The 24,114-nt window shown below is 42.6% G+C and carries 6 protein-coding genes; all 6 read left to right on the top strand.

Annotated elements, in window-relative coordinates; translation table 11 throughout:
- Window positions 1–480: 480 nt before the first annotated feature.
- The 6 genes from ACHFIY_RS09550 to ACHFIY_RS09525 all read left to right on the top strand — a co-directional run bounded on the left by ACHFIY_RS09550 (window position 481) and on the right by ACHFIY_RS09525 (window position 23,926).
- Window positions 481–3,759, top strand: a complete 3,279-nt coding sequence (locus tag ACHFIY_RS09550) for a SusC/RagA family TonB-linked outer membrane protein (protein WP_410845857.1) — start codon at window positions 481–483, stop codon at window positions 3,757–3,759.
- An 18-nt stretch (window positions 3,760–3,777) separates the two neighbouring features.
- Window positions 3,778–5,694, top strand: a complete 1,917-nt coding sequence (locus ACHFIY_RS09545) for a RagB/SusD family nutrient uptake outer membrane protein (protein WP_410845856.1) — start codon at window positions 3,778–3,780, stop codon at window positions 5,692–5,694.
- Between the two features lie 35 nt (window positions 5,695–5,729).
- Complete coding sequence (locus tag ACHFIY_RS09540; protein WP_410845855.1) at window positions 5,730–7,406, top strand: DUF4957 domain-containing protein; 1,677 nt, start codon at window positions 5,730–5,732, stop codon at window positions 7,404–7,406.
- 157 nt (window positions 7,407–7,563) lie between these two features.
- Window positions 7,564–10,461, top strand: coding sequence for a pectinesterase family protein (locus tag ACHFIY_RS09535; RefSeq protein WP_410845854.1), 2,898 nt, complete (start codon window positions 7,564–7,566; stop codon window positions 10,459–10,461).
- Window positions 10,462–11,618: 1,157 nt separating this feature from the next.
- Window positions 11,619–21,785, top strand: a complete 10,167-nt coding sequence (locus ACHFIY_RS09530) for a T9SS type A sorting domain-containing protein (protein ID WP_410845853.1) — start codon at window positions 11,619–11,621, stop codon at window positions 21,783–21,785.
- A gap of 98 nt (window positions 21,786–21,883) precedes the next feature.
- Entirely contained in the window at window positions 21,884–23,926 is a 2,043-nt protein-coding gene (locus tag ACHFIY_RS09525) for a T9SS type A sorting domain-containing protein (RefSeq protein ID WP_410845852.1), read from the top strand.
- Window positions 23,927–24,114: the final 188 nt, after the last annotated feature.

Genomic DNA, 24,114 nt, shown 5'->3' with positions numbered 1-24,114 from the left:
ACTATACAATTGGGTAAAAAATTGTCCACTTTTTGAAATATGGGAAAGTTGCGTTCCAAGATTGCGTGTATTATTATAGCATTGTTATGAACGTGTATTGCTTTAATTTGTAATTTCAAAAAATTACGCCTAGTTATTCACCCCTTGCTGCCAACCATTCCAACGTACACGCACAGATCTATTAGCTAAAATTTATTCTGCAACCCAATAAAACTTTGAAAAAGTCCAAATTATACCTGTAAACCAATTTTTAAACCTTATAAACCAATTTTTGACAACCTTAAATACACATTAAAACCTAATTCTATCGGAAATTTGCTGTTTTAATTGTTGATGCCATTTTAAATAAGTTTATAAACATTGTTGCATTGCTATAAAATATATCTCGTTGCTGTTGCATTGCTTGAGAAATAAAAGAAACAATAATGCTGCCTACTTTGCTTCCATGGATAAAACCACGGGTTTAATTAAATACGCCGTATGAAAAAAAGTTTATTTGCATTTGCCCTACTGCTATCCATTTGTATAAATGGATGGGCCCAGCTACAACGAAGGATTACGGGAAGGGTGGTAAACAAAGACCAAGTTGGCATAGAAGGAGCCACTTTGAAGTTTCTTGGTACTACAATTAGCGGCCAAAGCATGAAAAACGGCAAGTTTGACTTGCCAATAACTGGTAAAGGGAATTTAACACTTGTTGCTTCGCATATAGGGTTTAAAAGTGCAACCGTTGTTATTGCTTCGCAAACAGAACTAACCATTGTATTGCAAGAAGACAAAATAATGCTTGATGAAGTGGTGGTGGTAAACATTGGCTATAGCAGTGTTGCGAAAAGCAAACTAGCTGGCTCTATATCCTCAGTTACAGAAAAAGATTTGAAAGACTTCCCGGTAAGCTCGGTGGCAGAAGCATTGGCGGGCAAACTGGCCGGCGTTTCTGTAACTAGGACGGAAGGTGCGCCCGGTGCCGATATAAACATAAAGGTACGTGGTGGAACTTCCCTTACGCAAGATAATTCTCCCCTGTATATAGTAGATGGGGTGCAGCTTGAAAATGCCCTTTCTATATTGGCACCAGACGAGATTGCGACGATTGATGTACTAAAAGACGTGGCTTCTACCTCCATATATGGTGCAAGGGGTGCCAATGGGGTGGTGTTGATTACCACCAAGTCTGGCAAAAGAGGACGTTCCATTGTTACTTTCAATACTTATGCAGGCGCAAGGAAAGTAACAAATGAAATAGACGTGATGAAGCCTTACGATTTTGTGCAGTATCAATACGAGCTGGCCCATCTGCACAACAATGGATATTTTTTGACAGACACCGCCAATGCATTCGCTAAAAAATATGGTGCTTATAACGATTTGGATATTTATAAAAGCATGCCAATGGCCGACTGGCAAGACAGGGTTTTTGGGCAAACTGCTGGTTCTAACTCGCAAGTAATTTCTTTAAGCGGTGGTGGCGAGGGCACTACTTACTATACCTCCATGAACAACTACAAAGAAGCAGGCGTAATGCTTAATTCTGGGCTAAAACGCACGCTTGGAAGCTTCAGGTTCGAGACAAAAATTTCCAATAAATTTAAAGTAGGGGTTAATGCACGTTATAGCCAGCAACTGGTTACAGGCACAGGCACAGCAGATGCCACCACTTCCTCGGCATACAATACATTGAAAAACATCGTGCGCTTCCAGCCTTATGACAATGGCCTAATCAATGTGCAAAGCGGCGATGAGGAAGGTGTTTATGATGCCACCGTGAACCTGAGCAACCCCGTAACAGCAGCAAAAAGCGGGGCAAAGAACCTTTATACAAATGTACTGTTCACGAGTGGAACACTTACTTATACCATAACCCCTAAATTGATATTTACCAGCATCTTGGGCTACAATGTGTTGGACAGGAAATTGAATTCTTTCTTTGGGTTAAGCACTTTTCAGGTAGCCAATACGCAAACCCTTAATGCTGCCATGCCGTATATAACATTGAACAATATCAATACCAAAACTGTAAGCAACACCAATACGCTTAATTACAGGGCAATTGTTTCGCCCACCCATACATTGGATTTGCTGGTAGGGCAAGAAACCAACCAAAACGACGCTACTAGCTACGACCAGTCAATTAAATATTTCCCAACTTCTGTATCTGCCGACCAGGCATTTGCCAATGTGCAGCAAGCCAACCCGCCAGCAGGAGCCATACAGGCTGCGCCTACTAGTAGTGTATACGGCGATAGGCTTTTGTCTTTTTTTGGCCGGGCAATGTATTCTTATAGGGGCAAGTACAATTTGAATGTTTCTGTAAGAAGGGATGGCTCTTCAAAATTTGCATCAGCAACGCGCTGGGGCACGTTCCCTTCGGCACAGTTTGCCTGGAGGATGAGCGATGAGCAATTTATGCAGGATTTGAAGCTTAAATGGCTTGGCTACTTGAAAATGAGGCTCAGTTATGGCAATGCGGGCAACAATAGGGTGCCTATCAACAGCATATTGTACCAAACAATGCTTACCACAAGTGCTACCAATGCGGGCTATGCTGTTACGGATGCTTCTAATAGTCCTGGTTTGTACTCGGCCAATTTGGCCAATGCCAACCTGAAATGGGAGACAATTATTTCCCGCAACCTAGGCTTTGACATGGAGCTATTCAAGGGCAGGCTAAGCCTTTCGCTTGATTTTTACATAAACCATACAAAAGATTTGCTGCTGAACAGTAATATACCGCAGCAAACTGGGTATATTACCCAGTACCAGAATATAGGCAAAACGGAGAACAAGGGCGTGGAATTGCAATTGACCAGCGTGCTTATAAAGAAAAAAGATTTTACCTACACGGCTAGCTTTAATATCTCATCCAATAAAAATACAATCAAGGAATTGCAAACCGATGTCCCTTATGGACAAACCTCTGCCTGGGGTACTGCCGGCGACGATTTCTGGGTACAAGTAGGCAAGCCCGTAGGGCAATATTATGGATATTTAAACGACGGCTTTTATACAGTGGACGATTTTGACCGTACGCTTTCTAATATTTCAGACCCAACCCATGCTAAGTGGGTGCTTAAACAAGGGATAATGTATGACAATGCCGTAATTGGCCAAGGCGTGGCACCCGGGGTAATGAAATTGAAAAAATTAACACCGAGCAAAGGGATTATGGATACTGCTATTACAGGAGACGATAGGATTGTTCTTGGCAACAACCAACCGCTTTTTTTTGGAGGGTTCAATAACCAGTTTACTTATAAAAATTTCGATTTGACTATTTTTATCAATTTTTCGTATGGCAGCAAAACATACAATGCCAACGTGATTGAAAACAGTTCTGCTTACAAAGCAGTAGGCAATAACGTGCTTGCCAAGTTTACCAACCGCTGGAAAACATTTGACGATAATGGCCAATTTGTAAACGATTGGGACAAATTGGCGGCCATGAATGCCAATGCAAAAATATATGCGCCTACCCGTGGCAATTACATACTCTATTCCGATGCCATTGAAGATGGTTCTTTCTTGCGCATAAACAATGTTTCACTAGGTTATTCATTGCCTAAAAAGCTGCTCCAACATTCTTTATTTAGTACTATAAGGGTATATGCAACGGTGAATAATTTATATACTTTCTCCAATTATAGCGGTTTTGACCCAGAGGCGAGCACAAGAAAAATAAATCCCCTCACGCCAGGGGTTGATTATTCGGCTTACCCAAGGAACAGGTTTATGCTAGTGGGGATAAACATAGGGCTTTAATCTTTTAATTTTTTTGCAATGAAACATCATCATAATAGCTTGAAATACTTAATCATATTTACAACGGCTGCCTCATCCATACTGCTAGGTTCTTGTAAAAAGTACCTTGATTATCAATCGCCATCCACGCTTACCTTGGCACAAACATTTGAAAATGTTGGCTACACCAATAGCCAAGTAATAGGCATATATACCGAGTTGGCAGGTACCAATGGCTATGGCAACCAACTGTCTATTACCTTCCCACAAGGGACAGATGATTTTATTTCCAGGAGTACTAATCAGTTTGACCCTACTGGCAGTTATGCATTCTCGGCTTTTGGGGTTTCTAAGGATAATTTGGCGGTGTACAACACAATGGTACAGTTGTACAATGGTATAGAAAGGGCAAATATTGCTTGCAAATACATTCCTGCTTCTAACTTGTACAACAATGGCACTGCTGCGCAAAAGAGGCAGTTGGCTATATATTATGGGGAAGCATTAACCTTGAGGGCTTTGTTTTTCTCTGAGTTGATACGTAATTGGGGCGATGTGCCTGCCTCTTTTGTTCCTGCGGCCGATTTGCCTTCCAACTTTACTAAAAATGTAAATAGGGACAGTACCTACGACCATATTTTGAACGACCTGCAATTAGCCGAGAACCTAGTTCCATGGAGGGACAGCCTTCCTGCTTATGGTGATTTCCGTATCACAAAAGGTGCAGTAAAAGGACTCAGGGCAAGGATAGCCCTAGCCTGTGGTGGATATTCATTAAGCAATAAAACACTAATCATGGATCGTAGGCCAGATTACCTTGCTTATTATAGGATAGCATTTAACGAATGCTTAGATATTATCAATTCGGGCAGGCATGGGCTGAACCCTGTTTATGAAAACATATTCAAGTCACTGCACGGTAGTACTAGGTATGACGACAATAACGAACTGATGTTTGAAGTGGCCATGTTTGGTCAAGTAAACGATAGCTATATGGGGCATATATTCGGGCTTTCTTTTGTAAACACGCCTTCATGGGCTTCGGCAGGCGGGGGACCAACGGCCGTGCCAACTTATTTGTTTGAGTTTGACACACTGGGAAGGGACTCTAGGAGGGAAGTTACCATTGCTTATTTCAAAGTGCAGGCAGATGCAACAGGGGCAACCAATGTAAAACTTCCCATTGGTGCTACGTCTATGAACTGTAACAAATTCAGGAAATCGTGGACGGCATTTACCAGCACCTACACGGGTACGCTAGGCATCAACTGGCCCATCATCCGTTATGCGGATGTATTGCTGATGTATGCCGAGGCTGCCAATGAACTGCAAGACTTTAGCGGCAGCATTTCCCCGCTTCAGGCATTGCAATTGGTGCAGCAAAGGGCTTATGGTTCAAATGCCATACCCACAACACCCACAGGCCATGATGATTTTTTTAAGGCCATTGTAAAAGAGCGCTTGTTAGAGTTTGGCGGTGAAGGCATACGCAAATATGATTTGGTGCGTTGGAGGTTGTTGGGTAAAAAAATAACCGAAACAAAAGATAAGTTGGCTTTGTTTGCATACGGTGCTCCGGTGCCACCAACTGGCAACCCTTACGCCAGCGGTCCTGATTATTTATATGCCGTTACAACACCTTTTTACAATGGAACCTGTAAATCCGAGTCTGATTCACTCAAGTTTAATGGCGGTGGCCCCAATGCGGTTTTCTTCAAACCTAGTAGCGTTTCTACTACCCCTGCTGCATTTCCTAATAGGGTATATTGGAGAAAAGATGGAGGTACTTATGATGCCACCACTGGTAAGCTTACTTCGGCTATTCTATACGACCAAAACGGTGCTTATGCGCTAATGTTTGTTGAGAATGCAAAGGAATTGTTGCCCTATTCCGCAAAATTCCTGAACGAAAACAGGGGCGGGGTAATACAGAATCATTGGTATCAAACGCATTGATTTTTATAGTAAATAAATTGATTAAATATTTTACAATGAAAAATATAAACAGCTGGATTCATACATTGGTTATAGCAACCGTAATCGGTTTCATATCGGTCAGTTGCCATAAATCGATGGAGGGGGGCGTTTTAGACAGTTCTACCAGCCGGTCCTTTACACCTACTGGCCTAGCGATAAAAACCAGCAGGGATACGGCAACCATTACTTTTAGTGCGCCTTTATTTGCTGCAACTGGCATTTCCTACACGGTAGATATTGCAAAAGATTCATCTTTTAGTACAATTGAATATTCAGTTGTTACCAAGAAAACTTCAGTAGTAATAACGGATGCAAATATCCAATTAATTACCCCTTATTACGCTAGGGTAAGTGCTAACCCATACCAATCGTTTGCCGCATCTAGGTATTTGGTTAAAGGCACGTTTAAATTATTGGGTTTGCAATACCTAAAGGTTATCCGTGATTTTGAAATTACTTCCAATTCTGTATTGGTGCATTGGTATCTGAACAATAACACCAATGGTGCTACTAACTTTGTATTGACAACAAGTGGCGGCAGCGCACCCATTAATGCCCCTGTTGCTGCCAATGAAGTGAGTGCTGGTGCAAAAATAATAACAGGGCTTGCCGCAGGTAAAAAATACAATATCCAATTGTTTGCAGGTACTAAAAGCCTAGGTACTGCAACCATTACTACCCCGCCCATTGTTAATTTTGCCACTATTTTGAACGCTGGTGTTGACGATTTGGCGGCTGCCATTGCCGCAGCATCAGATGGGGATGTAATAGGGCTTAACCCCGGCACCTACAGCTTGACAAGTATTACACCAATCACAAAAAAAACAATTTCTATCCGCTCTGTTTCAAACAATCCAACCGATACCAAAATACTGTGCCGGGAACTGGATATTGCGGGCGATGGTGCTGGGCTAACATTGGCAGGCTTGGAAATGAGTGGCAATTATGGTGGAACTAGCCTTGGCGTTGCTTGCCTTCAACTAATTGGTAGCCCCACAAGTGCTACTCCTTCCGCTTTTACCAATGTAAAAATAGACAATTGCATTATCCACGATTATGCTCGTTATGTATTGAGGGGAAATGCGGCTGCTACGGCAAATGATTTTAAAATAGGAATTATTAGTATAAATAATAGCCAGATTTATAATATTGACCAGACAAGCACTACAGGTTATTACACTTTTGCTTTAGAGAGGTTGCAGTTCGATGCCTTTTCACTCACAAAATCTACATTGTATAGTTCAGGGAATGGGATGATTAATGTGAATGCCACACTTTCTACCACAGCCGCTTTGCCTAATATTACGATTGATTATTGCACGGTAAACAATATTGGCGGAAGTAATAGGTACCTGCTTTTTGATGCAGGTGCAAATAATATTAAATATTCATTAACCAATAGTATCCTGGCCAACACACCTATTAATGCTTCTGTAAATACAAAGGCTTCTAAAGGAGGGGGTGCAAGCATTTTAAGTTTTTCTTACAACAATACCTTCAAATTTACATCTACTCCAAATGGCTTGGATTTGGTTTTAATAAGCTATACACAGGATAATAATATTACGCAGGATTTGGGCTGGCAGCCATCAACAACAAATTTTAGCTTGTCAATGCTTCCATCATCAAACCCGGTCTTTTCTTCCAGCAGCACTGCTGGTACATTGGGCGACCCACGGTGGGCGTATTGAGTTTTAGGTATTCAGGCTAAGGGTTGCCAACCTTCAAAAGGTTGGCAACCCTACGATATAATCTTTTTTTCTTGGTGCTGCTTCGAGCCTTAGTCCCTTTGTGGCAAAAAATTCTTATTCAGTCAGTTTTTTAATAACAACGTTTAATCTTTTAACAATGAAAATGTTTACTTGCTTGCCAAAGAAGCCAATGCTTCTGTTTTGCTTTATTTTCCTGTTGGGTACTGCTTACAGCCAGTACAACACGGTTGTGGATGTACATGGTACTGGCAATTTCAACACCATCCAAGCGGCTATTAATGCTGCACCTACGGGCAGTACAACCCCTTACGTCATTTTTATCAAGAAAGGGAAGTACCGTGAAGTGGTTACTATCCCAAGTACAAAGCCCTTTATTGAGTTGATTGGGGAAAGCATGGCAGAAACAATCGTTTCTTACGACAATTATTCTGGCAAACCAAATCCTGCTGGTGGCACATTTGGCACATCTACTTCTGCAACACTAAACATTGCAGCAACAGATTGCATGATAATGAACTTGTCCGTTGAAAATGCAACTGGTTATGGCGTTGATGCAAATGCAATACCCGTTGCCGCAGCAGGCGATGGCCCACAAGCTTTGGCATTGAATGTATCGGCAGACAGGGTTGTTTTTTATAATTGCCGATTTAATGGCGGACAGGACACCGTTTTTGCAGGAGGTCCGGGCAAACGTAACTACTTTAAAAATTGCTATATCGATGGCAATACCGATTTTATATTCGGCGATGCCACGGCTATTTTTGATACTTGCGTAATATATCCCCGTACCAGGCTAGACAACGGCGGTGGTGGTTATGTAACTGCTGTTAATACCAAAGCAGTATCGCAGTATGGTTATGTATTCAGGGATTGTAAACTTACCAAGAACAGGGGTACAACCAATTACACGCTCGGCCGCCCTTGGCAAAGTGGTTCTGGTGGTACTTACAATAAGACAGTTTACCTAAACACAGCCATGGGTGCCAATATTAGCGCAGTTGGCTGGTCTGTATTTGATGCCAATACCGATCCAAATACAGTGCTGTATGCAGAATACAATTCTACTGATTATAAGGGAAACCTGGTTGATGTATCCAAGCGCATTAGCTGGTCACGCCAATTAACTGCACAGGATGCAGCTAAATATTATAATAACGATACCGTTTTTACAAACGCTACAACACCAGCTATTGCTACTTGGAACCCTACTGCTATTTGGCCAGTACTATTAGCAAAAGCGTTTGTTCCTGAAATTTCAGTTTCCAACTTATTGGCAAGGAATATTGCTGGCAAAACAAGCGTTACTTGGAATATTACTTTCCCGATGGTAGGTATAACCAATGATTTGTATAAATGCACAGACGGTGTAAATTATACCAAAGTAAGCACGCAAATAAGCACAGAAGATACTGCTTGTAATTTCAGCTACAGCGACTCCCTCCCTGCTGCCGGGTCAAACTTGTACTATTTGGTGAAGGCATCTAAAACAGGCTTAACTGCTATTACCTCCGATACGGGCATTATCAGCAGCACGCCAACATTGTTTGCGTATGGTAATCTGGGTAATTTTCTGCAAGGCGTTGGTGCACCATCGGCATCACAGGTCTATCAAGTTTCAGGTATTAACCTTACCAACAATGTTACCATAACTCCACCCGCTACATTTGAAGTATCAGTAGATAGTGGAACTACTTGGAACACACATGCCAAACCATTGGTACTTATACCAAAAAACAATGCTATCACCAGTAAATACCTATATGTAAGGATGAATGCCACTGTACCCGGTTCTTATGATGACTCTATTTACCATAGCACTATTGGCGGGTTGACTGTCCCATTAAGGGTAAAAGGAAAAATGCTTTCTATTCCACTATTGAACGACTCTTATACTTTGCAGCAATTGCCTTTTACAACATCAAACAGCGATAGCGGTAGTGTTCGTGCAGCGGGTATCCTTCCTTCTGTTGCAGCATTTAGTAGTGTGTTATCTCCATCTTCTTTGGCTGCTACCCCTGCCTATTCAGCAAGTGGTGTGGCATTTGCCAATGACGCAACAGTTGGTAAATGGTCTGTAGGTGCAGCTTTAAACAGGGGTTGCTATATCCAATTTGCTATGGTAGCCGATTCAACACATAAAATAAGGATAGACTCCATATTGTTGAATACCAGCTTCTTGGGTTCTTCAAACGGCGCATTGGGCGTAGTTTATTCTAAATCTGGCTTCAAGAAAGATTCAGCCGACATCGCTAGCGGCATTAGCCCTACAGGCGTTGGCTTGCCAGCCGCAAATTATGGTGCTTATGCCCACCCTGCCAAATTGAGCCGCATTGCAGGCACAAACGATTCTACCTATCGTTTCCTGCCAGATTCAAACATTACACTAAAACCAAATGATACCCTTACTATCAGGTTGTACTATGGTTTGGGTTCTACAAGCACACCACGTTGGGGCTATTTGAAAAATGTAATTGTAAAAGGGAACCCTACAAGCATTACACTTCCTTTATCGCTACTAAGCTTTACTGCTAGTTATGCCCAAGGTACTGCTGCCCTTAGCTGGTCAACCGCAAGCGAAGTAAACACAGCCTATTTTGTAGTAGAAAAAAGTAGCGATGGGGTAAGTTTTGCTACACTTACAACTATAGTATCTCATAACACTGCGGGTGTAAATAATTATAGCGACAATCAAGCACAAGCAAGCACAGTTTACTATCGCCTGAAAATGGTGGATAAAGATGGTAAATATACCTTTAGCAAAATAGTAAAAGTGGCTGCTGATAATAGCGCAGCCTTCTTTAAAATATTCCCCAATCCCGTTAAAACATCATTGACAGTTGTATTAAGCGAGCCTTCTGCTAATACTCATGCAGAAGTAGTTTCTTTTGCTGGAAAGAAATTGATGGATGTTAACTTTGAAAATGGAATAGTAAATAAGAAAATTAGGGTAGCTCAGCTAGCTGTGGGCCAGTATTTCTTTGTTATCAGGAACAAGCAGGGAGAAGTGAGCACGCTTAAATTTAATAAAGATTAAGCTGGCAAATTGTAAAAATAGGGTGCATTTCAAAATTTCGTTTTTTATTGTTTTCAATAGATTTCAACTGCAAAATCTAGTTTAAAAAGTATCCTATATGGGGGAAATTTTGGATACTCATGGGGGAATATTTCCCCCATATAGGATTTTTATTTTGGACTATATACCTATTCATGCCAATTTTACATTAAACGGGGAACTACGGGCATCTTGGCCTTGCTTCCCGCATCGGATGTTAGTTGGCTGGTAAAATGATAATACACTATCAAAATCCTATCAGTTTCTTATCAATAAATTATCAATTTACTATAGTAAAACTATCATTCCATTATCAATACATTATCATAAAATTCACTTAAATTATAATAAAAAATGAGGCTTAAAAAACACAAACAACTGAATATCAATGAGTTACAGGCAAAAAGGAGAAATAGCAAAAAAATAAATCACTTAAAAGCAGAAAATAAGCCATTACAAATCTTCGCTTAGTTCTTCTTATTCCCTCGTTTGTTCTTGCCCCCCTCTCCTTGTTCTTGCTCACTCTCCCTTTGGAGAGGGTTGGGGTGAGGTCGGGAATTAGGGTACGCCTATCATCATCAATTATCTATCTTGCTGATAAATAAAAAAGGGGAATAAAAAGCGAAGATTTGAAATGCACCCTAAAAATAGCTTTCCAAATTATATGCGTAGAGACGTTCCTTGCAACGTCTCTACTATTTTGAATACACAAGCCCCAAATTTCTGCTGGGCGACATGCCCTGTGCTAAAACATATTGCCCAGCATATTGAGGATCCCGCCAAGCCATTTACTAGAGCGAATGCAATACGTCCCTACAGGCGGCACCTGTTGTTATAGAGATTTTTTGCCTAGATCCCACAAGTCCCAAAGTCCCCGTTCAACTCCCGAACAACTTCCGTTTAACTCCCGAACAAATAGCCTCAGTGGCAAGAAAAACAACCATTTAGCCTCAAAAAGTCATTTTTTGAACCTAAAAGACCAATTAATGAACCCTTCTACATATACCAAAAGCTAGTTTTGACACCTCAATTGTTCGTTCAAAAGAAAAAATTTGCACCTACAATTTTGCCTTGCTCCACATGCCATGGACGGGGGCTTTTGGTTTGCCATTTGTAAATTTTAATTAAACGATTGCCACATGAACAAAAAAGTACACTTCTCGATGCTGCCTGCCTGCATCAATCCATTCACTTTCGTAAACAATTTTAACAGCTATATGAAAAAGGAAATGAGCCTGTTGCCTGCTATTTTTACCTTTATAGGCAAAAGCAATCGAAAAGAGGAAATGCGTGATGCAAAACAACGTTTTGCATGGCTTAAAATGCTTTCATTGATTTTAGTGGCAGCTATAAGTAGTTTGCCCACTACTGCATCGGCAACAAATTATTACAAAGCAACTACCAACGTTACAACAAGTAGTGCCTCTGGTTGGCTGGTAAGTACGGACAGCGCAACTTATGCTGCGGCCTCCACTGCGCCTCAAGGATTAGTTACTGATGTGATAACGATGACAGGCAGCTATGCACTAACTGTAAATTCGACAATTACATTCTATGGGGTGTTACATTTAAGGGGCACTGGCCAGTTTACAGTTACTGGTAACCTTACTATGGCAAGTGGATCTATTTGTGAGTATAATGTGCTTTTTGGTAATTCCCCCTCCCCTTGTATACCCTCCACCAATGTAACATGGGATGCCAACTCTACCATTGTAATAGATGGGGTAACCTCAAATGCTAGTTTTTTTACACTAGGGGCAACCTATGGCAATTTAATTTATAATGTACCAACAACTGGGTTCTATAATTTTGCAAGCACTAGCCTAGCTACTTTTTTTACAAATAGTGCTAGTGCTGGAACATTAACTTTTGCTGGCAATGTAAGTATTTTGTCAACTGGGGGTGCTAACTCTAAAATCAAACTTTTTGGCGGTCCAGTAGCTAATTCTGGCACTACCAATACATTGGTTGTTGGTGGCAATTTTTATTGTAACCCTATTGCTAATACTCAATTTCAACATGAGAATACGGCTGGCAATACCTGCATTTTTTCTATTGGAGGAAGTGTAAGCGGATCTTTAGGGTCTGGTCAAAGTGGAGGTACGCCTGTTTCGGTTGAAACGTTAAACCTTACGGGTAGTGGTAACATTGATTTGGGAACTGGCGGTACTTTTTTAAATACAATGAGGGCAACCAATGTAAATATTTCTGGTAATTATACTTTGGCTTCAAATATGGCTGGCTTTACATCAACACCCTTTACTACTTATACTGTAACAGGTGCATTGGATTGTGGTGCTTTTGTTGTGAGCGGAACAAGTAATCCATTTACATTAGCAAGTGGGGCAACCTTGAAAACTTCTTTGGCAGCTGGAATAAATGGTGCAGTAAATATAATCTCCCCAGTTCCTACATTTAGCACATCGGCAAATTATGAATTTACTGGTTCTGCAGCTTCGGCAGTTACTGGTGCTTACATGCCAGCTACTGTAAATAATTTAACCATCAGGAATAGCGCGGGGCTTACATTGTCTTCTGCCACAACTGTAAATGGTATATTGTCATTAGCAGCAGGTAATTTTACTATTGGTAGTAATTTAACCATGGGTACTAGCGCAATTGTTAACCGATTGGGTGGAACCTTGTCTGCAGCACCTACATTTGGAGCTACTAAATCTATTGGCTACGGACAAAAATTAGTTACAAATGCAGCAACAACTACAGTTGCGTCTTCAATTAACACAAGTGCGGCAACCACAGCTACTTCATTAACTACAAGTGCGGCAACGGCTACAAGTGTTTCTTTAACGGCCAGCTCTGTTACCACTTATGTTGCAGGATTGGCTACGTTTGCCGCAAATACTTTTGTTTTTTCAAATATAGCTACAGCAACTTCTAGTGGTGGCACCACTTTGACTTTTGGGACTACTACTGGTATTACTAATGGAATGGTTGTTACGGGTACAAATATTGCTCCTGGTACTACGGTTTCGGGTACACCTACATCTACGGTAGTTACATTATCCCAAGCTACATCAGGGGCAGTTGCTATTGGGCAGTCAATTACATTTTCTACTGCAGCTATTAACACCATTACATTCTCTACTGCCAATGCTACTACTATCAATGGCTATACTACAGGTAGTGCCGTTTGGGGTGCTAATATACCTCTAGGTACTACCGTGTCAAGTGTTAACACAAGTACTGGCGTGGTTACTTTATCACAAAATTTAATAGGAACCGTTGCATCGGGGGCCACCATCGTATTTGGCAATAATATTATAAATTTTGCTAGCACTACAGGGGTTAATGTAGGTGATATCATTACTGGTACTGGCATACAATCTGGAACAACTGTGTTGTCCCTTACAAGTGGTACAATTACATTGTCTGCACCAATCACGGCAAGTACTGTTACTACTGCAAATGCTATTATAGCTGCTGGAACGGGTTTGGCATTCTCTAGTGGAACAACAGGTGTTGCTATAGGGCAATCCGTTTCAGGCACAGGCATACCACAAAGTGCTTTTGTTGTTGGTGTTACGGCAACATCAGTTTTTTTATCAGAAACAGTAAGTGCAACAGTAGCAAGTGGGGCAACTATTACTTTTGGGGGTACATCTTTGTCAATGGTTAGTACAACTGGTGTAGCTATTGGCCAAACAGTTGTTGGAACAAACATAGCATCAGGTACAACCGTTACTTCTGTTTCTGCTACTACGGTTGGTCTGTCTTCACCAGTAGCTTCTACGGGTATTTCAAGTGGCGCAGCTATTAATTTTAATGGCAATACACTTTATTTTGCCAACACATTTGGTGTTGCAGTTGGTCAAGTAGTTTCTGGAACAAATATACCAGCAAGCACAACAGTAACTGCTGTTACGCCGAATAGTGTTACACTGAATAATGCCGTAACTTCTAGTGGTGTTGCGAGTGGGGCAAGTATCTATTTTTCAACTTCATCGGCAATAACAACTACAGCAAATGAGTTGCCAAGCAGTGTTACAAATCTTAGCATAGCGAATGCTAATGGCGTTACACTAAATGCTGCAGCAACAGTTACAGGTACGCTAACACTTACAAGTGGTAACTTGTCTTTAGGAGTCAATAACTTGGCTTTGAATACTTCTAATGCAGTTGCAGGAACACCTGGTGCAAGCAACCATATTGTAACAGGAAGTACTGGCTATGTAACAGGCACGGCAAATTTTAGCACCGCATATACATTCCCTGTTGGTTATGATGCTACCAATTACAATCCATTAACGGTTACCCCAAGCAGTCAAAACCCAACTGTTATTGCCAAGTCCATTACACCTACATTATCTGCCACTGTTAGCTCAAAAGCAATGTGGACAGTTGGCGGCGTAACTTCTTCGGCTACAATATTGGCTTTCCCTTGGAACAGTACAACCGATATTACGGGCACATTCCAGGCAGGAATGATTTTGTATAGCTTGTCTGGTGGTGTATGGAGTGCAATTACAGCTAGCAGTACAAGCGGCTCTTCGCCTGCATATTCCACATCACTTACTGGTGTTGTTATAGCTAACCCGACTACATTTGGGATAGGGCCTAATTCTACACCTACACTTAGCCTAACCAGTACAGCGGGTACAAACACACAAACAGTAAATACACTTACAGCAATTACCAATATTACTTATTCATGGGGCGGTGCGGCAACTGGTGCAGCAGTTACCTGGACAGGTACAGCTAATAGTACTACTGCACCAACTGGCATTACAGTAAATACCAGTGGCAGCGTTACTATTTCTGGAACTGCAACAGCAGCAGGTACTTATGGCTATACGGTAACCACTATAGGCGGTTCACCTGCCGTTAACTTAACGGGCACACTAACGGTAAACCCAGTAGCAAATGTTGCTATTGCAGCAATTAGTGCTTATGGCAATGCCAATGTGTTCAGTGGGGCAACAGACACAATAGCCAATTTCTCATTGGCTGTTAATACTATATCTGCTACTTTAACCTCTGTAAGTTTGCCAATTACAACAAGTGGGTTTGTTTCTGGAGATATAACAAACTATAAATTATACTATACAACAGGCAGCACTTTCACATCGCCAACATTGTTGTCAACTTTTACCAGTAATTTGGCCACAAGCCCTATCAGTTTCACTTCTTTCTCACAAACAATCAGCAGTGGGGCAACTGGTTATTTCTGGGTAACAACAGACATTGCTGCTGCTGCAACTGCTAGCCATACATTAAGTGTCAATGCGCTTTCAGCTAGCAACCTTGGTTTTTCAGTAGCTGTAAGCGGTTCTGGCACTGTAGCAGCAGGGGGTACACAAACAATTATTTACCCAACTTATTATAATGTTAATAACAGTGATATTTCTAGCTTGAGCAGTTGGGGTACAGATTCCGCTACTGGCTCGGGCACGCACCCAGCCAACTTTACCAACCCCAATGTAACCTATAATGTGTATAAAGGTACTGTAAACACGTTAGGGTCAACCACTACATTCGCTGGTAGTGGTACTACCTTGAAAATTTTGTCAACCGCGGGGCTTACCATCAATACTGGTGCAACATTGACTATCAATGCAGATACATTGAATATCTCCAACGGTGGCACACTAACCATCAACGGCACGCTTGTAAACAGTGGCACTGTTAGGGATAGTACCACTGCTGCTAAATTTATTGTGAACGGTACGTACCAGCACAATGTAAATGGCACCAATCTGCCTCTTGGCACTTGGAATACAAATTCTACAATATATGTTACGGGCATGACAACTACCAATGTAGGGAACATGAACCAGAATTTTTACAATATCAATTGGTATTGCCCTGGACAGACAGCCAATGAAAACATGACTTGGCGGAATGCGGCAATAACCATTGGTGGTAGCATAAACATATCATCTACAGGATCTGGTTCCGTAGGCTTAACTGATGGCCTTTCAACACTTCCAGTTAGGTATACCATCAATGGTAATGTAAACCTGTCTGCCGTTTCTGGCAGTTCTGTTTTAACTACTACTTCTTCAACCAGCATTACTGCTGGTGTTAGCATCAGTACCACTATCAAGGGTAACCTTACTATTGGCACAGGTTCTACTTATTCTTTCCATTCAGTTACAGCTGCTAATGGGCATACGGATAGCCTTATTTTAATGGGTAGCCTAAGCAATCAAGGAACCATTACATCTGCTACTAATGCCAGCGATGTGTATGTGCTAAATTTCAATGGGGGCACTCTACAAACTTTCTCTAATACTGGTACTGTTTCTGCTACGTTAGCTGCTACCACGGTTAATGTAAGCTCGGGCAGCACCCTTGACATGGGTACTTCTTCGTTCCCATCAAACATAGCATTTGTATTAAGTGGTGGTGCAACCCTTCAAACTGCACATACAGGCGGTGTAAATGGAAGTATTGCTGTTGCATCCCCATCGCTTAGTTCTACAGCCAATTATATATTTAATGGCATTGCCGCACAGGTTACAGGTGCTTCCTTAACCAATGCTGCCAATATCACCATCAGCAACAGTGCTGGCGTTTCATTAAGTGGCACAACAGCTGTTTCTAGTGCTTTAAACTTAACATCAGGTACACTTACTTTAGGTGGTCAAACGCTTAATTTGGCCAACGGTGCTACCATTTCCCGTTCTGCTGGCAGCCTTTCAGGCACACCAACCTTTGGTAGCACAGTAAACGTAGTATATGCACAAAATGGCTCTGGCATCACAACAGGTACTGAAATACCTTCTAGTAGTTCTGTATTGAACAACTTAACAGTAAGCACAACAAACGGTGTTGCACTGGGTTCTTCTGCCTCAGTAAATGGCACATTATCGTTGGCAAGCAGCCTTACTTTGGGCAGCAACAACCTGGCATTGGCTGTTTCCCATGCAGTTGCAGGTACATTGGGTGCCAGTAACCATATAGCAACTAACAGCACAGGCTATGTAACGTCAACGGCTGCTTACAGCACTGCTTACACCTTCCCGGTTGGGTTCAACGGTAGCAGCTATAACGCAGTGCGTATTACCCCTGCTGCCGAAACCCCAACTGTAAGGGCAGCAGCTATTTCGCCTGCTTTAACTAATAGCTTAAAAGCCATGTGGGTTATTGGCGGGGTTACTTCATCATCTACCGGTATCGATTTTATTTGGAACAGCACGACCGATGCAGTTGCCACGGCACAAAGGTCGGGCATGGTATATAGCCTAGTGGCTGGTTCATGGGGTACTGCAATAGATGGCACTGGCACCACAGGCAGCTCGCCTAATTATGCAACCAATATAAGCGGTGTTGCCATCACAAGCCCATCAACATTCACAGTTGGGCCGCCTAGCGCAGCTACTTTGTCTTTGGCAAGTGTTGCTGGCACGGATGCGCAACTTGCAAACACTAGCACGGCAATAACAACCATCGTTTATGAGTGGGCAGGTTCTGCCACAACGGCAACTGTAAGCTGGACTGGTACTGCCAACAGCAGCACAGCGCCAACTGGTATTTCAGTGGTAATAGATAACGTGAACAATACGGTTACTATGTCAGGTACCGCTACAGCATTTGGCACTTATGGATATACTGTATTGACCGATGGGAGCCCAGCAGCTTCTAAAACAGGCAGCATTACCGTTTCGGCTACATCATCGGTTGTCTTGGCCTTGGTTACCCCTGCAACCGCTGGCAATATATTCCCAGGCTTTAGCAACAATATCATTACCAATTTCTCTATTGCCGCAAGCACAAGTAGTGCCACCCTTACAAGCGTAAGCGTGCCAATAACGGCAGGTGCAGGGCTTGTAACTAGTGATTTGAATAATTATAAATTGTACTATACCACAGGTACTTCGTTTAATACGTCAACCCTCTTGGCTACGGTAACTACTTTCTTAGCATCAAGCCCTATCACATTCTCATCGTTTACACAAACGATAGCCAGTGGCGCAAAAGGTTATTTCTGGGTAACTGCCGATGTTTCCAACAGTGCCGTGCTTGGGCATACACTTACTGCCAATGCGCTTGCTACCAGTAATGTGGTATTCTCATTGAATATAAATGCAACAGGTTCAGTTTTGGCACAAGGCACGCAAATAATTACCAACCCGATTTACTACAATGTCTCTAATACTGACATATCCAATGTAAATAACTGGGGCGATGACCCACTTGGCACAGGCGTGCACCCCATTAATTTTACAGGTTCAAATGCAACCTTCAACCTGAAAAATGGTACGTTAAATAGCTTGGGTAGCAGCATTACTTTGTCTGGCACAAACAGCAAATTGGTAATTGGCGACAGCACCAACAATGCCGCGCTAACCATTGGCAATGCAACATTGACCATTGGTGCAGGCACTGGAGGTACGGGAGCAGTTATTATCTCACCCAAAGGCATGCTTACTATTGGTTCAGCGGGCACTTGCATTGTTTCGGCGAACGACTCATTGAATGTAAGCAATGCTGCTGCTACCTTGACAGTGAATGGTTACCTGAAAAATTATGGCACAGTGGCCAATGCTGCTTTTGGTGCGATGACGGTATTTGGCACGGGCAGCACATACGAACATAATGTAAATGGCGGCACAGTACCTTATGCTACATGGGGTACAGGGTCCACACTATTGGTTTCTGGTATAACATCAACAGGACCTTCTTTTGGTGGTACACCAACAAATACCTATAATAACATTACCTGGAGTTGCCTTTCACAAACAACGCTTAGTGCAGGCCCAATTTTAAACAATTCACATATATTAGGCAATTTGTCAATAACTGGTACGGGTTCTTCTGGTATTTTAAGGTTTTTTGGCATGGGAAACAATACTTCAAACACGCTTACTGTTGACGGCAACCTTACAATTAGTGGTAGTTCAATCGTTACAACTAATGGTAGCACAGGAAAAGGATATGCTATTTGTAATGTTGGCGGCAACTTCTCCGTTGGTGCTGGCAGCACATTCAAATTCAACAATGGCGGCGGCGGTTCATCTTGCACTATCAACATGCTAGGCGGAAATTTTAGCAATGCAGGCACGCTTACAAGCGCCACTGTTGCAACAGATAGCATTGCCATTGTATTCCAAAAAGCAGGCACGCAAACGTTTACCAACACGGCAACTAATACAACTACCACAGGCATTGTTACTACGCTTGGTAATATAGTAGTTACGGTTAATAGTGGTACTACGTTAAGCCTACCGTCCGACAATACAGGTATCATCACGGTTACAGGCACGCCGTTTACCAATAATGGCACTATAATTGGCGGTACTATTGTTTTGGCAGGCACTACTGCCGCTCAATCCATCACTGGCATAGGCACAGTAAATAACTTCACTGTCAACAACAGCCTTGGTGCCACTGTAAGCAGCGGTAGCAACAAGCTGAACATCACAGGCGTGCTTACCCTGCAAAGCGGTCAATTGGCAACCAACAGCAATGTTGTGTTCAAGTCTAACAGCATCGCCAGCAGCGGCATACTAGGCCCTGTTGGCGCAAGTGGCAACAGTGGCAGCATCAGCGGCACGGCAAGCGTTGAAAGGTATATACCCAAAGGCTACCGCAGCTACCGGGACATTGCACCAGGTGTTTATATTGCAAGCAATACCATTTACAACCAATGGCAGGAAAATGGTAGCTATGCCAATAACGGCTATGGCATGTTCATCACTGGTGGAAACAAAGACGCTAGCGGCAACACCACCAGTACGCCAAACAGGGTAAACAGTGGTTCTGGTTTTGATAGCAGCCTTAGTGCAGCAAAAACAGCATACACTTATACCGCAGGGGTATGGGCCACCATTCCCAATACGTATATATCCCTGAACCCGTACCAAGGGTACAGGTTATTGGTTAGGGGCGATAGGAGCTTTAATCTCTACACCACAGCTATAGACAACACACCGCTGGGCTTGCTAATGAAGACAGACACTAGGCTGCGTGCAAGCGGTACATTGATTACTGGCAATGTTGCCTACACAATTGCTGGCGTATCAAATGGTGTTTACAACAGTAGCATTGCATTGAATGCCGCGAACGACACCGCATTCAGCATGGTTGCCAACCCTTATGTATGCCCAGTTGACTGGGGGGCATTGACAAAAAATAATATAACAGGTTTCTACTACTATTTGGATCCTACCATGGGTAGCACGGGTGCGTATGTAACTTGCTCCGCTGGCCTAAGGCCTTATATACAGGCAGGGCAGGCCTTTTTTATCCAGAATGTAAAAGGCACCACGCCCAATCCATCCATTACGTTCATAGAGTCAGCTAAAGCAATATCCAGTACAAAAACGGCTGTATTTGGCAGTACAAGCGGCATGGAGCTTAGCTTGTGGCGGCAGGTAGGCGGCGTGGAGTATAGGAAGATGGACTTGGCTAATGTCCTTTTCAATGGAGGGTATAGCAATGGTTTCAATGTAAACGAGGATGCACCTAAATTGAGCAATAGCTCAGACAATATGTTTATACTGGAAAGCAGCATCGGCAGGGCATTAAGCATAGACTGCAGGCTTCCTGCAACGAAGGAAGACATCATCGGCATACAACTAGGTCAAGTATCCAAAGCCAACTACCAATTGCAGGTAGATGCCACAAGCTATAGCAGCAATGAGCTTATGCCTTACGTATATGATGCTTATACGAAAACTTACACGGCTTTGAACACAGGCATAAACACGGTAAGTTTTGTAGCAGACAATACAGTAGAAGCCTCTTATGCAAATAGGTTCAGCATCGTGTTCAAGCCAACGGTATTGGCAGTGAAAAGCATCACTGCTACTGCTACATTGAAAGATGGTGCAGCCACAGTAAGCTGGAACACAATAGGGGAAAACAAAGTAGCAGGTTACACGGTAGAGAAATCAACCAACGGCACAGCATACACCGCAATAGGCGCAGCAACGGCGAAGAACACAGCTACGGCAAGCTACAGCTATGTGGACAATGCACCTGCTGCCACCAGCTACTACCGCATAAAGGCAACAAGCACAGACGGCAGCTTGGCTTACAGCAATGTGGTTGTGCTTAAGCCTTATGCCTTACGCCTTACACCTTACACCTTATATCCCAACCCGCTAGTAGGCAAGGTGCTAAACGTGAAACTGGAAAATGTTGTAGCAGGCAAATACACAGTAAGCATCTACAACAGCCTTGGGCAAAAAGTGCATGAAGAAGCGGTTAGCCACAATGGCGGCAGTGCGGTACATGGGTTAAGCATTAGTAGCAAACTGGCAAAAGGCGCTTACACTGTAACCATTACAAGCACGGATAGCAAGCAACAGGTTTATCAGGGAGGCATAGAGGTACAATAGAGAGGAGTTATTGCAACAGAAAAAGGGTGTTGCCATTACTGGGCTAATCTTGGTCTTGGCAACATCCTTTCATTTAATCATTGATACAAGCATTTACTATGTCATTAAATATGCAGTTTCATTCCAGGTTAAAACCTTTTTGTTCGCATATACTTAAATGTGTATTGGTAATAGTAGTGTTTTCTATTGGTTTCAATTTTGCCTATGCACAGCAATTGGCTTTTCCCGGGGCAGAAGGTTATGGCAAATATTCCAAGGGTGGGCGTGGAGGTAAAGTGTATGAAGTAACCACTTTGGCAGACGATGGCCCCGGTAGCTTCCGGCAGGCATTCAATGCTTATCCTGGCCAACCTTTGACCATTGTTTTTAGGGTGGGTGGCATTATAGATTTGTTGACCCCAATAAAAATCCAACGTTCCAACATGACCCTTGCGGGGCAAACAGCCCCGGGCGACGGTATCTGCACCAAGCGTGGCATGGTGAAAATTTATGGCGCCAATTTAATTATCCGTTACATGCACTTCCGGCCGGGGGATGTGTCAAAAACAAACAACCCCGCCGTGTATGGGCTGGATATAGAAAACTCAAACAATTTTATAGTAGATCATTGCTCTATGAGCTGGTCCATGGAAGAAGCGGCCACTTTTTACGACAATAAATATTCCACTGTGCAATGGTGCATTATCAGCGAGAGCTTAAATGCTTCCTATAATGGCAAAGGCAGCCACGGGTATGCAGGTGTTTGGGGCGGGCAATTTGCTTCTTATCACCACAACCTGCTGGCACACCACCATAGCCGTGAGATAAGGTTCAATGGCTCTAGGACACATGATACATTGGCTTATGTTGACTATCGGAATAATGTGGTTTATAATTGGGGCAACGATTTGGGCTGTTATGGCAATGAAATAGAAATAGCCGATACGGGAAAACCCATCTTTGCTTTGCGGAGGGCAGAAGTAAATATCGTGAACAATTACTACAAGCCTGGGCCGGCCACGCCTACTAACAAAGGCAAAATATTGATTAATGCCAGCGATGCCTATCAGGCAGCATGGGCAACAAGGCTTACAGGCAAGGTTTATTTAGATGGAAACTATGTATATGGCGTGCCAACGGTAACGGCCAACAACTTTTTGGGTTTGCATCTCCAATATTATCCTGTTTCTTATATAGATTCTTTTAAATTGACTGCCCCCACCCAAAATGAACCCATCGTAATGCAAACTGCATTGGATGCGTACAAATCGGTATTGGCAGGAGCAGGGGATACATATCCTAAAAGGGATACAATTGATAAGAGGATGGTAAATGAAACCATTACTGGAACGGCTACCCAACATGCCACGAATGCTACAAGTACTTATTATGGGAAAGGCAACTTAGGCATGATTGATACACAAGATTCTGCAGGTGGGTGGCCTGCTTATGATACTACGGCTGCTGCACCAATGGATACAGACCACGATGGTATGCCCGATAGCTGGGAACTGGCGAAAGGGTTGAACCCCAACGACTCCACGGATGGCAATACAGTTGCTGCAAGTGGCTACACGATGCTGGAGGAATACTTGAATAATTTGGTAAACCCTGCAACATTGCCTTTGAGGCTGCTCTCATTCACAGCCATAGCCAATGCACAAGCAATTGATTTAAACTGGGCAACAGCCGATGAAATAAATACCTCGGTATTCCTTGTGGAGAAAAGCACCGATGGCAATTCATTCACCACCATCGGCAGCGTGGCAGCGGCAGGTGCCACCAGCGGGCAAAGGCAATATGCTTTCCACGACACGCATCTTTCGGCAAGCAACGCACTCTGCTTTTACAGGTTGAAAATGGAGGACAAGGACGGCTCATTTACTTATAGCAATGTATTGGCAGTAAAAGCAAGACAGGTTAGTAACTTGAAAATTACAGTGAACCCCGTTCACAATACCCTATACATTTCCCATGAAGCATCAGGAAAAAATGCGTCCGTTGTATTGTTTACGATTGATTCAAAAGTTGTGTTGCAACATGCTTCAGCTGAGAATGCCACTGGTGAGGCAATCAACGTGGCCAACCTCTCCTCAGGCACTTATTTGTTGGCATTCTTCAATAATGGCCATAAGGCAACATCGTCATTTATTAAAAAATAGTAGTTCCTACTCAAGTGGAATTTCACCACATAGCCATATAGGCACATAGATTTTAAGGAATAAAGGCCACGATTGTATAAAATAGTACAACATAGGGTTAGCGTGTGATAGATTTTTACAAAAAAACAGCCATTTTCAACAGCCTATGTTGCTCTTTACGTTAATAGAACAATTACATTTTTCCCGTT

This window comes from Parasediminibacterium schistidii (genome assembly GCF_046546515.1).
GTDB lineage: Bacteria > Bacteroidota > Bacteroidia > Chitinophagales > Chitinophagaceae > Parasediminibacterium.
The sequence above is the reverse complement of the archived record's forward strand: the minus strand, read 5'-3'. Positions and strand labels throughout refer to the sequence as shown.